We start from the raw sequence: 13,711 nt of genomic DNA, 5'->3' as shown, positions 1-13,711 counted from the left end.
ACGCGATCACGTCCCACACTCGCCGACGCCGGGACGGCGCTCAAGGGACCTGGGTCCCCTTTCCTCGACGGCGGCATCCCCCTGCCGGAGACACCCGCGACCCAGGTCCATGGTGTCGGTCCACGGGCCCCCGGAGCATGGATCGGGAGTGGCGCGTCGCGTCATCCACCGTGCTCCGGTGGCTCGCACCGGAGCGACCGACTCCAGGGACGAGAACATGGGAATTCGAAGAAAGGCCACCGCGATCGTGACAGCAGGGATGCTGATCGCGTCATCGCTCGCCATGGGGGGCGCGTTCGCGCTTCCCGCCGCCGCGGACGACGGAGCGGCGGAACAGCCGATCGTCGAGACGGTCGACCCGGCGGTGTCGCCGCCCGACACCGGAGGGGCACCGGATGCCGGTGCGCCGGATGCCGGTGCGCCGGAGAAGACCGACGATGAGAGCGCAGCGCCGGAGCCGGGCCTCGATGAGGCCGTGGCGAGCGCCGACGAGCTGCCTGCCGGTGACGACGCCGTTGACGACGCCGGTGACGAAGCAGCGGAAGACGACGGCGGCGTCGGCGCGCTCGCCGAGCAGCGTGGGACCCTCTGGGCCAGTGTCGATCTGCACCGCGTCACTCTCTCCGACGGGGCGCTGACGGGCACGACGAAGGGCTTCGTGGCCTCTCTCGCGGGGAACGTCTCGGCAACCACCTCGAACGTCTACAGCGTCTCGGGAGGCTACAACGACCCGGCCGCGTCGGGCATCGATGCGACCGTCGTCTACAAGGTCCGCATGGCCATGCCGGGCGCACCCGACGAGAACACCTGGATCCAGACGCGCATGCATGTCGAGGGCGGATCCAGCTACGCGCAGTGCGACGTCTACAAGGGCGACCCGCGCGCGGGCGGCGTGATCGCGAACCCGGCGCCGTACACGTGCTTCCCGCACATGACGCAGAACTTCCCGAACGTGCGCTACACGTTCGCGATCGAGATGAACCGCTACGTCGAGTCGTCCGGAACCATCCACACGGTCGGCCCGGTATCGCTCGCGGACGGCCAGTACTACTTCGAGCAGCCGTTCCGGATCGCCGGAGCGCCCTCCGTGGGAACCGCGGCGACGACGTTCTTCTCGACCGTCATGCGCGAGTCGGACAAGGGCATCTCCGTCGAGGACGACATGGCCAAGACGCGATTCTCCTACCGGATCCAGGACACGCAGGACGTCAACGGCGTTCCGACCGTGGTCGATTCGAAGTACTTCATCGCCGGGATCGTGAGCCGGAACCGCTCGGGATCGAACGAGACGTCCTGTTGGGTCTTCGACCTGGAGCCGACCGGAAGCACCGCGTGGCGCGACCTGAAGCCCGCGAAGGCGGCGCCGTTCACCTGCACCGCGACCGGAGAACGAGCCGACAGCGGGAACTGGGTCGCGACCATCATCGTCGCCAAGCGCGACATCACGGTGATCCCGGCGACCGAGCGACCCCGTCAGACCGACCTCTACCGTGACGTCTGCTCGGTTCGACCCGACGACTGCGACCTGCGTCTCGCGACCGTGGTCTCGAAGGAGGGCGACCCCCGGGCGATGTCCGGGAAGTGGGAGAACCGGAGCAGTGAGAAGCCGATCACGCACGGGTTCAAGTTCGAATCCAAGCAGTCCACCACGACCACGTTCGGCACGGAACTGACCCTCGGCGTCGAAGGCGGGATCGGGTTCAAGTACAAGGCCGAGATCAAGGCCTCGTTCGAGTACGAGATCGCCTCCGAGACCTCGGTGGCCGATGAGCAGGACGTCGAGATCGAGCACGGGAAGAGAGCCTTCATCGTGGGTGCGCCGACCATCGTGCACACCGAGGGCGACATCTACGTGCTGCGCGGAGACCGTCTGTTCCTGCTGCAGGGCGTCGTCGCCGACTTCCCGCTCGCCGGCGACAACACCTGGAACTACTGGGTCGAGACCGAGGCGATCCCCGGCTGGACCGGCGGGGGTGTGGGCGGCGTGCAGAACCCGCCGCTGACCGATCTCGATCCGGCAGCCGCTGCGGCCGCCGCGGAAGCGGCTGCGGCTGCCGCACGCGCAGCGGGGCGCTCGGGCTCTCTGGCTCAGACGGGCGGAACGGCTGACGTGCTGACGGTGACCCTGGCGGCGGGCCTCACCCTCGCCGGTGGCCTGCTGCTGGTGTTGCGCCGTCGGCGTCACCAGCGGATCGAGTAGCCGGATCCGCACACGAAAGAGGACGCCCGGGCTCAGGCCCGGGCGTCCTCTTCTTTCGTGCGGTGGCCTGGTTCAGTAGGCCTGCTGGATGATCGCGGCGACGGCACCCACGTCGTCGTTGGCGTCGAGGATGCCGTTCGGATCGGAGAGGAACCCCTGGGTGACGATGATCGTGAACGCGAGGTCGCGACCTGACGCGGTCTCCATCACACCGCCGAGGGTCTTGGTCGAGAGGCGGAACCTCTCGTTGAACGAATCGCCGTTGAGCAGGGTGCCGGTCTTCGCGAAGACCTTGCCGGCGGCCGGGCTGTCGGCCTGCACCATGGAGAGCGAGCCGTCGACGCCGAGCACGGGCATGGTCGCCTTCCAGCGCTCCGCATCAGGACGCTCGGCCATCAGCGTCTGGATCTGGAGGGCGTTCTCGGGCGTGACGTAGTTGCCCTCGAGGCCCGATCCGTCGATGAGCGAGGCCCCGGTGACTTCGAGACCCGCGTCCTTCCAGATCTCTCCCGCGATCGGCATCCCCGCGTCGCACTTCGTCTCGCCGCGCTCCACCGCGAGCCGGCAGATGAGCGTCTGCGCACCCCGGTTGTAGCTGATCTTCATGACGTAGGTGACCTCCTCCTCGAGGGGGAGCGACTCCAGTTCGGCGATCGACGGCAGCGCGTCGACGGCCGCACGGTCGGCAAGGGCCCCCGCGGGGTTCGGCGCGAGCGGATCCGTGCCGACCGTCACGCCCGCACGGTCCAGTGCCTCGATGAACGCCGTCCGCGCGAAGGTGGCGGGGTCGTCGAACGCGTAGGCCTTGAGCTGCGGCTCGCTGTCGGCGGCGATGGTCCCCGAGACGATGACCTCGCCGTCGTGCGACGACTCCTCGAGGGTGATGTCCGTCTCGCCGCCGGCTTCGACGGTCTCGACCGTGGAGGTCACGATCCACGGCGAGACGGCGGGCGTCAGTTCGGCGGTCGCGGGCTCTCCCGGCTCGGACGGATGCACCATCACGTCGACCAGATTCTGGTTGATGATGATCGGGGTCACCGCCTGGCCGCCGAGCGTGCCGGTGAACAGCCGGTCATCGATGATCACGTCGCCGGCGACCGTATCGATGCCCGCCGCCTTCACCTGTGCGGCGAGGTCGTCGAGCCCGGTGAGGGGGTCCTGCGGGGTGAGGCTCGATCCCGGAAGGAAGTTCGCGTCGTTGTGGTCGAAGTCGGCGAAGTCGACCGTCCCGTCGTCCTTGGTGCGACCGCCCATCGTGAGGTCGCCCATGCCCACGAGCACCAGGTCGCCGCCGAGGACGCCGGCGGTGATCTCGCCCGTGCGCTTCACCGGCGTCGTGATGGTGTGATCCGGCCCCCACTCGAGCCATGCGGCACCCGCGCTGTACGTCTTCACGAACGAACCCGGTTCGACCATCCGATCGGCGCCGAGGTCGATGAGCACCTCGCCGGTCTCGAGGTCGTGCACCGCGATCGACCACGTGGCGTGGGCGTAGCGGTCCTGGTTCATGACGTCGAGAGCGGCGTCCGGCAGGCCGTCGACCGCCCAGGGATCGGAGGGTCTCTCCGGGGTGCAGGCGGTCGCGCCCGCGAGCACGAGGCCCGCGACGGCGGCGACCGCGGCGCCGCGGCGCACGGATACCGCGCTCATTCCGCGGTCCGATCGGCGAGGAGCTCGGCGATCCGGCGGAACGTCTGGTCTGCGGGATGCGCCTTGGGCTCCACGTTCGACGCGTTCATGAAGACGGCGATGCTCGCCCCGGACGCGGGGTCGTGGAACACGGCGGCCGTGAAGCCGAGACCCTCGCCGTTGTGTCCCCACCAGCCGTTCGTCTCGCCCATGCCCAGGGCGTACAGGTCGTACGGCGGCCCGGCGTCGAGGGGCGCGCCGTTCTGCCGCTCGGTCTGCGTCGCGGGCTCGAGCAGCAGTCCCGACCCCAGCGCCTCAGCCCAGACGCGGGCGTCATCGAGCGTCGAGACCATGGAGCCTGCGGGCCCGTAGATGGACAGGTTGTCGTTCTGCACGACCTGCTCGCCGTCGAGCAGCACATAGCCGTTCGGGTGATCCGTCCAGGCCGAGGCGTCGAGCAGATAGCGGGTGCCGCTCTGGCCGAGCGGCTGCAGGATCCGCTCGTCGAGGACCTCCTCGAACGGCTGCCCCGTGACCTTCTCGACGACACCGCCCAGCAGGTTGGTGTTGGCGTTCGTGTAGACCTTCTGCGTGCCCGGGTCGAAGGCAGCCGGCTGGTCGACGAGGAAGCCGTTCAGGTCGGCGAGGGAGAAGATCGTCGCCTCATCCGCGCTGTAGGCGGCGCCGAACGCGTCGGTCGTCGTGTAGTCGGAGTTCCCGCTCGACATGTCGGCGAGCTGGCGGAGCGTGATGCTGTCGCCGTTCGTGATCCCCTCGACGTACTGGTCGATCGTGTCGTCGAGGGTGATCTTCCCCTCGTCGACGAGCTGGAGGATGAGCGTCACGGTGTACGACTTCGTGACGCTGCGCAGGGGCCAGGTCATGTCGAGCGACACCGGCGCATCGGCCTCGATGTCGGCGAGGCCGCTCGCCGAGGTCCACGATCCCTCACCGGGGATCCAGACGCCGACGGCGGCGCCGGGCACCACGTACTCGGTCATGGTCTGGTCGACGATCTGCTGGAGCTCGGTCTGCAGCTCATCGGGCAGCTCGCCCTCGGGGGCCGCGGGGCGGAGCGACTCCGGCGCGGCGGGGGCGGGGGTGCTCGCTTCGGGCGTGGGGGATGCCGTGCATCCCGCCAGCGCGACGACGATCACCCCCAGCGCGGCGAGGTGGTGCACACCGGGTCGCGCGGGGGCGTGCGCGCGCGTGCGCGCGAGCGGCCGGCGTCGAATGCGGTCGGTCATGAGGGTCTCCCTGCGTCGAATGGGAAGGGCGCGATGGGCCCCATCCTGATCAGCCTCCTCTCCGGGCACACGCGCCACCATGGGTCTGGGTCGTCGGACGACTGGGGACCCAGGTCCATGGCTGCCGGGGTTCGGGCGCGGCCAGACTGATGCGGTGATCGTCAAGAATGTGGTGACCAGAATCTCGCTCGTCGCGGCCGCAGCCCTGGTGCTGACGACGGCCGGCTGTGCAGCGCCCGCTCCCGAACCCACGGCATCCGCCGGGGCGTCGGCCTCGTCGGAAGGCGCGGTGGCGTTCGACGCCGACGCGCTGACCGCCCTGTTCGAGGAACAGGCCGAGGAGATGATGCTTCCCGGTGCGGTCGTCATCGTGCGGACGCCCGACGGCAAGATCGAGGTGCCGTACGGGGTGACCGAGTGGGGTGGCTCGACCCCGGTCACGCTGGATGACCGCATCCGGATCGGGTCGAACACGAAGACCTGGACGGGAACCGTGATCCTGCAGCTGGTCGAGGAGGGCAAGATCGCCCTCGACGATCCGGTGTCGACCTACCGCCCCGACGTTCCGAACGGGGAGAACATCACGATCGAGCAGCTGCTGACGATGCGCAGCGGACTCTTCAACTACACGACGACGCTCGAGCTGAACACGGCACTCGACGAGACTCCCGACCGGGTGTGGGACCCGGAGGAGCTGGTGCGGATGGGGCTGGCGGGGGAGCCGTACTTCGCACCGGGCGAGGGGTACACGTACTCCAACACCAACACGGTGCTGCTGGGCCTGATCGCCGAGAAGCTCGAGGGCAAGGAGCTGCCCGAGATCTTCGAGGAGCGTCTGTTCGAGCCGCTGGGGCTCGCGCACACATCGTTCCCGGCGCTCGCGGATTCGTCGATCGCGGAGCCGAGCGCGCACGGCTACATGTTCTCGAACAACGTCGACACGATGGACGGATCGGCGCTGTCGGAGGAGGATCTCGCCGCGGTCGCAGCCGGGGAGCTGCTTCCGACCGATCACACGGACGACAACCCGTCCTGGGCATGGTCGGCGGGATCGGGCATCTCGACCGCGCCGGATCTGGCGACGTGGGTCGAGGCGCTGGGGGGCGGCGGAGTCCTGAGCGATGACATGCAGCAGCGCCGTATCGAGAGCGTGCAGCCGTCCGAGGGCGAAGGCGCGTACGGCTGGGGAGTCGCAGGAATGGGATCGTTCTACGGTCACATCGGGGAGCTGCCCGGGTACAACTCGTTCATGGGGTACGACCCGGAGACGGATGTCACGGTCGTCGTCTGGGCGACGCTCGCCCCGAACATGGAGGGGCAGCCGGCTGCCGCCATCATCGCCCGATCCCTGATCGACGCGATGTACGACGGCGACTGATCCGGCAGGTCCCGTCCGTGCGGGGGATCACCCGATGGGCGGGACCGCAGCCTGCAGGTGGCGGACGACGGCCAGCACCCGCCGGTGATCGTCGGCGTCGACCGGAAGGCCGAGGGCGTCGTAGATCCTCGACGTGTGCTGCACGACGGCCTTCTCGCTCAACACCAGCTGTGCGGCGATCGCGGCGTTGCTGCGCCCCTGCGCCATCAGCCCCAGCACTTCGAGCTGGCGGGGTGTCAGATTCGCCATCGCCGAGGCGCCGCGACTCGCCCGCGCCACGAGCACCGAGACCACCTCCGGGTCGAGCGCGGTGCCTCCGGCGGCGACGCGGCGGATGTCGGCAGTGAACGTGCGCACATCGGCGATCCGCTGCTTGAGGAGGTATCCGAACCCTCCGGCTCCGCCTTCGAGGAGCTCGACGGCGTAGCGGCGCTGCACGTGCTGAGACACGACGACCACTCCGATACCCGGGTGGGCGCGGCGGATCCGCAGCGCGGCCAGCAGCCCCTCGTCGGTGTAGGTCGGCGGCATCCGGATGTCGGTGAGCACGAGGTCGGGGACGTGGCGCTCCACCTCGCGTTCGAGCTGGACCGCGTCGCTCACGCTGGCCAGCACCTCCCAGCCGTCGGTCGTGAGGATATGGGCGATGCCCTCGCGCAGCAGCACCTCGTCTTCGCCGATCACGACGCGCATGGCAGCTCCACTCGCACCGAGGTGCCGTTGAGCGGCTCCGACCGGATGGAGATGGTTCCGCGGAGGGCGTCGACGCGGTCGGCGAGTCCGCGCAGCCCCACACCGGCGCCGATCCGTGCGCCGCCGATGCCGTCGTCCTCGATCTCGAGGGTCATCCTGCCCGCGTCCTGGGTCAGGCTCACGCGCACGCGGGATGCGCTCGCGTGCTTGACGGTGTTCGACAGTGCCTCGGCGATGATGAAGTAGGCGGTGTGGGCGGTCGAGGCCGGGATCGTGGTCTCGTCGATCTCCGCGACGAGCGTCGCGGGCACCGACAGGCGGTCCATGAGGTCTTCCGTCGCGGCGATGAGTCCTCGCTCGAACAGCGCCGCCGGCAGCACGTCGTGCACGAGACGGCGCAGGTCTGCGGCGGCCACGTCGATGCCGCGGCGCAGCTTCTCGATGTCGTCGGTCGTGGCCGTCTCGGCCGCCGTGTTCGCGATGGTCTGGGCTTCGATGGCGAGCAGCACGAGCTGCATCTGCAGGCCGTCGTGCAGGTCGCGGGCGATGCGGGAGCGTTCGCGGTCGGCGGCTTCGACGATGCGCACGCGCGACTGGGTGAGCTCGTCGTTGCTGACGAGCAGCTGGGTGGTCAGACGCTCGCGGTCGAGGGCGATGGCGAGCACCTCGGCGGCACGACGCACCGGCCAGGGCTCGGCGATCATGCGCGCGTCGTAATCGATCCGCCCCACCAGATCATCGTCGACGTGCACCTGCAGAGAGGCGCGGTCGGGATCGAGAGCGTCGGGGATGCCGAGCACTTCGGCGCCGTGCTCGTCGATGAAATGGCCTCTCGACGAGTCCCAGTACGCGACCCGGAGCGTGTCGTCCCCGACGGTCGTCGCCAGCGCCTGCGCGACGGCGGGCCGGCTCGCTCCGCGGATCGCGAGCCATTCGCTCAGAGCCTCCAGAGGCGTCGTGCGCGTGAAGCCGCCGCGGAGCACGCCGAGGAGGAACGCGATCGGGAGCCCGGCGAGCAGCAGACCCTGCATCGACACGACCACGTCGAAGCCGACGCCCATCGGGAACAGCAGGTTGGGGAGCAAAGGGAGGCAGATCACGGCGAGGAGGCCGTAGGTGAAGAGCGGGAGCAGCACCCGCCGGTGCGCGGCATCCGCTGCCCGTAGCCGCTGCGCGAGCACGATCGCGGCCAGCCCCATGGCCGTGAGGCCGCACAGGCTCTGGACGAAGGACAGCAGCTCGAACGCCGGAGTGCCTGCGGTGAGGGCGCGCGCGGTGTCGAACACCACGCACGTCACGTAGCCGAGCACGACGGCGACGACGGACAGGCGACCCCGGACGCGGCCGGAGGGGAAGGCCAGCAGCAGGTGGATCGCCACGCCGAGCGGGGTGGTGGCGAACACGGCGTTCACCCAGAAGAGTCCCGGCGCACCGACGTATCCCGTGCTCACGAGGAACACCGAGAGGGCCCCGATCAGGAGCAGACCGCCGATGCCGTTGGTCGGTCTCCGCCACCAGGCGAGGATCCCTGCGGCCGCCCAGATCCACGCGAGCCCGATCAGGCCGACGACCGCCACAGGCTCGCCGGTGCCCTGGAAGCCGACGGCGATCACGATGACGCCGACCAGCACCGCGAGGGCGGCGATGAAGATCAGCGCGATCTCCAGCGATCCCATCCGGCCGCCCTGCAGACGTCGCGGGGTCGGGCGGGTGAGCGGTGAGACGGAAGTCTGAGACGACACGGGGGATCTTTCTCGATCGAGGTCTGTGGGCACACTACCGAAATATCGGTGCGCGGCGGGTGCCCCTCCACGATCGGGCGGCGTTCATCCTCCGGCGACAGCCGCGCTCGGGAGCGCGAGCCGTGAGCGACTCCCAGAACGCTGCGATCTCGGTCGCCGCTACAGGCGGGAACCTATCGCGCGGTGCCGCCGTCGGCCAGCCGCGCCTCGATGGGCGACCAGCCGCCGTCCAGGATCGCGAACCCCGCCTCCAGCGTGCCGAAAGGGTCGTCGTTCTCGTTGACGAGAAGCTGCATCTGCAGCACGAAGCGGGCGTAGACGCGGATCTCCGGCGTCGGCTCCGACAGTCCGAGTTCGTCGGCGATGGTATCCGCGAGCGCATCCTCATGCCGGAGCCACATCTTCGCCGCGTAGTCGCGCAGCGCGGGCGTCTCGTTGAGGAAGCGCATGAAGGTGCGGGTGATGTCGTCGCCGTGCTCGTCGACGTTCGCCTTCAGCTCCGTCGCGTAGAAGGTGTGGATGGCGCCGTTGATCGTGGTGCCCGACGGGCGGTCGCGAACGGCGGAGACGAGACGGTCGCGCTGCTCGTCGTCCTCGTCGAAGACGAGCGCCTCCTTCTGGGCGAAGTGCGCGAACACCGTGGTGGGGGAGACGTCGGCGGCATCGGCGACCTCGCGGATGCTGACGTCATCGAAGCCGCGCTCCAGGAACAGAGCGGTCGCGACGTCGGAGATGTTCTTGCGGGTCGCCGCCTTCTTCCGCTCGCGTCGTCCCATCGGCTCGATGTTGGTCATGAGACCAGCTTAGCGCGGAGTCGCTACAAAACTGGCTTGACACCAAAACTGGTATCGGTACACTTAAGGTATGACTTCACCCATCCACTCGATCAAGAGCGCCAACCGCGCCTGGATCATGCTCATCGTGCTCACGATGCTCACCGTCATCGGTATGACGGTCGTCCTCCCCGTCCTCCCGTTCGTCGTGCTGCAGTACGTGTCCGAGGAGAAGGACCTCGCGATCTGGGTCGGCGTTCTGGAGGCCGTCAACGGCTTGTGCGCCTTCCTGGTCGCTCCGTTCCTCGGGCGTCTCTCCGACCGCTTCGGTCGCCGGCCCGTCATCATCGCCGCCGCCTTCGGTGCGGCCTTCGCCATGGCGCTGTTCGGCATCGGCGGAGCGATCTGGGTCCTGGTGCTCGCACGCGTCATCCAGGGCCTCACCGCCGGCGACCTCCCGGCCCTGTTCGCGTACCTCGCCGACATCACCCCGCCCGAGAAGCGCGCCCAGCGGTTCGGTCTGCTCGGCGCCCTCTCCGGCATCGGCATGATGATCGGCCCGGCGATCGGCGGACTCCTCGCCGCGATCAGCATCCAGCTCCCCGTCTTCCTCACCGCAGCTGTGGGTCTGACGATCGCGATCCTCAGCATCTTCCTGCTGCCGGAGAGCCTGAAGCCCGAGAACCGCATCTCGACGATCCGCCTGCGCGACGTCCAGCCGTTCGCCGTCTTCAAGAACGCGTTCGGCCGCAAGGAGCTCCGCGGTCTCATGATCGCCTTCGGGCTGCTCGCCCTGCCGTTCGGCTTCTTCGTGAACAACTTCAGCGTCCTCGCGCTGGACTCCATCCAGTGGGGGCCGACCCAGATCGGCCTGCTCACCGCGGCCGTCGGCATCATCGACATCCTCATCCAGGGCGTGCTGCTCGGCATCCTGCTCCCGCGCATCGGTGAGCGCGGCGTGATCGTCAGCGGCATCGTCGCGCAGATGGTCGGGCTGCTCGGTCTCGCGGTGGTCGCGTCGATCTTCGCCCAGCCGTGGGTGTTCATCGTCGGTGCGCTGATGCTCGCCGCCGGTCAGGGCGCCTCGACGGCCGCGATGGACGGCGCCATGTCGAATGCGGTCGGCGACGACGAGCAGGGCTGGCTCGGCGGAGCCACCCAGTCGCTCAACGCCGCCATGGGCACGGTCGCTCCGCTGATCGCCGGCGCCCTCTACGTCACCGTCAGCCACGCCGCCCCGTACTGGCTCGGCGCCGCCCTCATGGTCGTCGCCGCGATCGTCGTCGGCCGCGCCCACATCGCGAACACCGCGAAGAGGTCGCCGATCGATGCGCCGGATGCCCCGGTCGAGCAGGTAGCGGTCGTCGGCTGAGGACGGATGCCGCTCCGCGCGCACGCCGCGGAACGTCGCAGAACGACACGAACCTCGCAGACGATCTCCGGATCCTCTGCGAGGTTCGTGCTGTTCTGCGAGATCCGTGCGCGGGCGAAGTGCGCGCGCGAAGAGGATGATGGAGGCATGGCCGCTCCTCACCGCCCCGGTCTCCGGGTGACCTCGGGGGTCACGATCCCCGAGTCGGAGCTGTCGTGGCGGTTCTCCCGGTCGTCGGGTCCGGGCGGGCAGGGGGTGAACACCGCGGATTCCCGCGTGGAGCTCCTGTGGGATGCCGCGCGCTCGGCAGCGCTGTCACCGGTGCAGCGTGAGCGGGTCCTCGAGCGGCTGAGCGGTCGCCTCGTCGACGGCATCCTGACGATCGCGGCATCCGAGCATCGCGCGCAGCTGCGCAACCGGGATGCCGCTCGCGCCCGGCTCGCCGCGCTCGTCGGCGATGCCCTGCGTCCCCCGGCGCCGTCGCGGCGTCCGACGAAGCCGAGTCGAGGGTCCAAGGAGCGCCGGCTGAAGGCGAAGCAGCGCCGCACCGACGTCAAGCAGCTCCGGCAGCGGCCCCGCGACTCCTGACCGCGCTGCCCTAGTCCTTCCCGCCCCCGCGCACGAGCTCGAGACCCGCTCCCGCGAACTGCCGGATCGTCGCATCCGGGAGGAACGCCCGCGTGAGCGCGCCGCCGATGCGCGTGAGATCGCTCTCGTCGCGGAACAGCAGGTACATGGTCTCGTACCGCGGGTGGAACTTCTGCTTGAACCGGTGCAGCGACCCGAAGCCGTAGACGGGCTCCAGAGCCTCGGCGAGCTTGTCGCTCAGCGCCGCGATCATCCCGGCATCCGGCGGGTAGTCGTGCGCCAGCGGAGCTCCGGAGAGCGACATGATCTCGGCGCCCTCGTCCGAGAACTGCCGGGCGGAGGAGCCGATGAGGAACTCCATCACCGGGCCGAACCCGCCGTCGCGCCGCCGCATGAGGTCGAGCGTCCATCCGCGCACCACGCCCTCGTCGCCGTACACGGGGAGCCAGGAGAGGAACCCGTCGACATCGCCGTTCGGCGCGAGGGCCAGCGCGAGCCGCACCTCGGGATCCTCCGCCTCCTCGAGCGTGCCGAGGGTGAAGCGCATCTCGGGCAGGTCCTTGTCGCCCACCCAGGCCTCCGAGATCGCGCGCAGCTGCTGCTGCACACCCCACGGCTCGGCCTTGAACTGCGTCATGCGGAAGGTCATCGATTCGCGACCGGCGCGGTTGAGCGACGACCGCACCGAGTTCCAGCGCTTGCCCGTGAACTCGAGCCCGGCCAGGTCGACGATCGTGTCGTCCGCCACGACGATGCTCCGCCACGTCGACGGCACGGCGGCGAGCGTCGCGGCATCCGCGCTGAAGAAGCACGGCACGAGCCCGGCGTGCTCGGCGGCGCTGATGAAGCCGGCCACCGCCTCCGCTCGGTTCTCCGCCGGTCCGATCGGGTCGGCGAGCGCCAGCGCGACCCCGTTGCGGCGCTGATACGCGACGACACCCCCGGCGACGCGGGCGTAGCTGTTGCCCTCCCAGGTCGACATCCACGACAGCGTCCCGCCGCCGTGCGCGCGCAGCTGCGTCTTGACATCGTCGATCGTGGGGGAGGGCTGGATGCCGAGAGCCGAGCGCCGCCGGGCACGGAACGCCCGCCGCACCCAGACGAGGTAGACGAGCACGATCAACCAGAGGAAGCCGTTCGCGAGGGCGAGCTCGGTCTCTCCGTCCCATCGGAGATCGAGCTGAGCCTGGCTGAAGACGGTGATGAGGGTGAGCACGAGCGCGGCGACCAGCACGTTGAAGATGCCCAGCAGGAGAGCGAGCACCCACGCGAACCGCCGCCCGCGGCGCAGGCCGTTCACGAGCACGAGGATCACCACGAGGTCGATCGCCAGGTCGATGAAGCCGCCGGATGCCGGTTCCGTCGGCCCGAAGGGCCCGTCCGTCGCGACGAGCGTCGTGATGATCTCGACGGCGCCGAGCACGAGGATCGCCACCACCGCGATGAGCCGCTGCTCGCGCACCGTCGTGTGCCGCACGCGCATGGTGCGATCCACGACCAGGATCAGCAGCACCGAGAGCAGATGCTCGAGATCGGCGACCTTGCCCCAGAACAGCATCGCGATGAAGACGAAGCCGAGCAGGATCAACCAGCCGCGTACGCGCCACGGCGGTCGGAAGAGCCCCACGGCGGCGGCGATGCAGGCCATCGTGCCGCCGGAGGCGCCCACATCGAGCGCCTGCGCCTGCGTGGTGGCCCAGGCCCAGGGGAACTGCGATAGCGCGAACAGCAGCAGTGCGGTGGCGAGGATCGCGAAGAGCTGGCCGACCCAGTAGTAGGCGAGCGCCACCCGCGATCCGCGCCGGAACTCCAGGTAGCCCATGCCCCAGAAGCCGGAGATCGTGAAGATGTACACCCAGGGCTGGTTGACGAAGAACGTGCCCGTCAGGGGCGTCCACCACTTGCCGTCGGCGAGGTTCGGCAGCCCGTAGGCCACGTTCTTGAACAGGGCGGTGTCCTCGAACGGGGCCCACAGTCCGTGCCAGACGACGCCCACGATGAGGATCAGCAGCACCGTCGTCAGGGTGGCCGGCATCCGGCGCACGACGGAGAGGACGGGGTTCGGCGTTCGCGTGGGAGCCTCGCTCAT

The 13,711-nt window shown here is 69.4% G+C and carries 10 protein-coding genes; 4 read left to right on the top strand and 6 right to left on the bottom strand.

Features of this window, described 5'->3' with window-relative positions; translation table 11 throughout:
• The first annotated feature begins 217 nt into the window (after positions 1-217).
• On the top strand, positions 218-2,200 hold the full coding sequence (locus LC452_RS01320; RefSeq protein WP_223622218.1) for an LPXTG cell wall anchor domain-containing protein: 1,983 nt from the start codon (positions 218-220) through the stop codon (positions 2,198-2,200).
• Between the two features lie 72 nt (positions 2,201-2,272).
• Here LC452_RS01320 and dacB read toward each other — a convergent pair whose 3' ends face one another.
• The gene (dacB, locus tag LC452_RS01315) at positions 2,273-3,850 is read right to left on the bottom strand and encodes a D-alanyl-D-alanine carboxypeptidase/D-alanyl-D-alanine-endopeptidase (protein ID WP_223622217.1); all 1,578 of its coding nucleotides are present in this window, start codon (positions 3,848-3,850) and stop codon (positions 2,273-2,275) included.
• Positions 3,847-5,076 carry a serine hydrolase gene (locus tag LC452_RS01310; RefSeq protein ID WP_223622216.1) on the bottom strand — a complete coding sequence of 410 codons (1,230 nt, stop codon included), beginning with the start codon at positions 5,074-5,076 and terminating at the stop codon, positions 3,847-3,849. The genes dacB and LC452_RS01310 overlap by 4 nt, the downstream gene beginning before the upstream one ends.
• 154 nt (positions 5,077-5,230) lie before the next feature.
• Here LC452_RS01310 and LC452_RS01305 point away from each other — a divergent pair, with 154 nt between their 5' ends.
• Positions 5,231-6,454 (top strand): serine hydrolase, encoded by a 1,224-nt coding sequence (locus tag LC452_RS01305; protein WP_223622215.1) that lies wholly within the window; start codon positions 5,231-5,233, stop codon positions 6,452-6,454.
• 27 nt (positions 6,455-6,481) lie between these two features.
• On the opposite strand, the gene LC452_RS01300 is transcribed toward LC452_RS01305, so the two are convergent.
• The 3 genes from LC452_RS01300 to LC452_RS01290 form a co-directional block, all read right to left on the bottom strand.
• Entirely contained in the window at positions 6,482-7,147 is a 666-nt protein-coding gene (locus LC452_RS01300; RefSeq protein WP_223622214.1) for a response regulator transcription factor, read from the bottom strand.
• Positions 7,135-8,889, bottom strand: coding sequence for an ATP-binding protein (locus tag LC452_RS01295; protein WP_223622213.1), 1,755 nt, complete (start codon positions 8,887-8,889; stop codon positions 7,135-7,137). Before LC452_RS01295 ends, LC452_RS01300 begins: the two co-directional genes overlap by 13 nt.
• Positions 8,890-9,062: 173 nt before the next feature.
• Positions 9,063-9,683 carry a TetR/AcrR family transcriptional regulator gene (locus LC452_RS01290; RefSeq protein ID WP_223622212.1) on the bottom strand — a complete coding sequence of 207 codons (621 nt, stop codon included), beginning with the start codon at positions 9,681-9,683 and terminating at the stop codon, positions 9,063-9,065.
• Between the two features lie 70 nt (positions 9,684-9,753).
• Here LC452_RS01290 and LC452_RS01285 point away from each other — a divergent pair, with 70 nt between their 5' ends.
• The gene (locus LC452_RS01285; protein ID WP_223622211.1) at positions 9,754-11,034 is read left to right on the top strand and encodes an MFS transporter; all 1,281 of its coding nucleotides are present in this window, start codon (positions 9,754-9,756) and stop codon (positions 11,032-11,034) included.
• Between the two features lie 147 nt (positions 11,035-11,181).
• Positions 11,182-11,622: an alternative ribosome rescue aminoacyl-tRNA hydrolase ArfB gene (gene arfB, locus LC452_RS01280; protein ID WP_223622210.1), complete on the top strand. Its 441-nt coding sequence runs from the start codon at positions 11,182-11,184 to the stop codon at positions 11,620-11,622.
• Between the two features lie 10 nt (positions 11,623-11,632).
• On the opposite strand, the gene LC452_RS01275 is transcribed toward arfB, so the two are convergent.
• Positions 11,633-13,711, bottom strand: coding sequence for a bifunctional lysylphosphatidylglycerol flippase/synthetase MprF (locus tag LC452_RS01275; RefSeq protein ID WP_223622209.1), 2,079 nt, complete (start codon positions 13,709-13,711; stop codon positions 11,633-11,635).

Origin of the sequence: Microbacterium sp. EST19A, from assembly GCF_019969685.1 — a bacterium.
Taxonomy (GTDB): Bacteria; Actinomycetota; Actinomycetes; order Actinomycetales; family Microbacteriaceae; genus Microbacterium.
The sequence above is the reverse complement of the archived record's forward strand: the minus strand, read 5'-3'. Positions and strand labels throughout refer to the sequence as shown.

Bases quoted from the DNA above. Each gene is read 5' to 3' on its own strand.
- LC452_RS01320 (WP_223622218.1), top strand. From the start codon at position 218: ATGGGAATTCGAAGAAAGGCCACCGCGATCGTGACAGCAGGGATGCTG.
- arfB (WP_223622210.1), top strand. From the start codon at position 11,182: ATGGCCGCTCCTCACCGCCCCGGTCTCCGGGTGACCTCGGGGGTCACG.
- LC452_RS01290 (WP_223622212.1), bottom strand. From the start codon at position 9,683: ATGACCAACATCGAGCCGATGGGACGACGCGAGCGGAAGAAGGCGGCG.
- LC452_RS01285 (WP_223622211.1), top strand. From the start codon at position 9,754: ATGACTTCACCCATCCACTCGATCAAGAGCGCCAACCGCGCCTGGATC.
- dacB (WP_223622217.1), bottom strand. From the start codon at position 3,850: ATGAGCGCGGTATCCGTGCGCCGCGGCGCCGCGGTCGCCGCCGTCGCG.
- LC452_RS01310 (WP_223622216.1), bottom strand. From the start codon at position 5,076: ATGACCGACCGCATTCGACGCCGGCCGCTCGCGCGCACGCGCGCGCAC.
- LC452_RS01275 (WP_223622209.1), bottom strand. From the start codon at position 13,711: ATGAGCGAGGCTCCCACGCGAACGCCGAACCCCGTCCTCTCCGTCGTG.
- LC452_RS01300 (WP_223622214.1), bottom strand. From the start codon at position 7,147: ATGCGCGTCGTGATCGGCGAAGACGAGGTGCTGCTGCGCGAGGGCATC.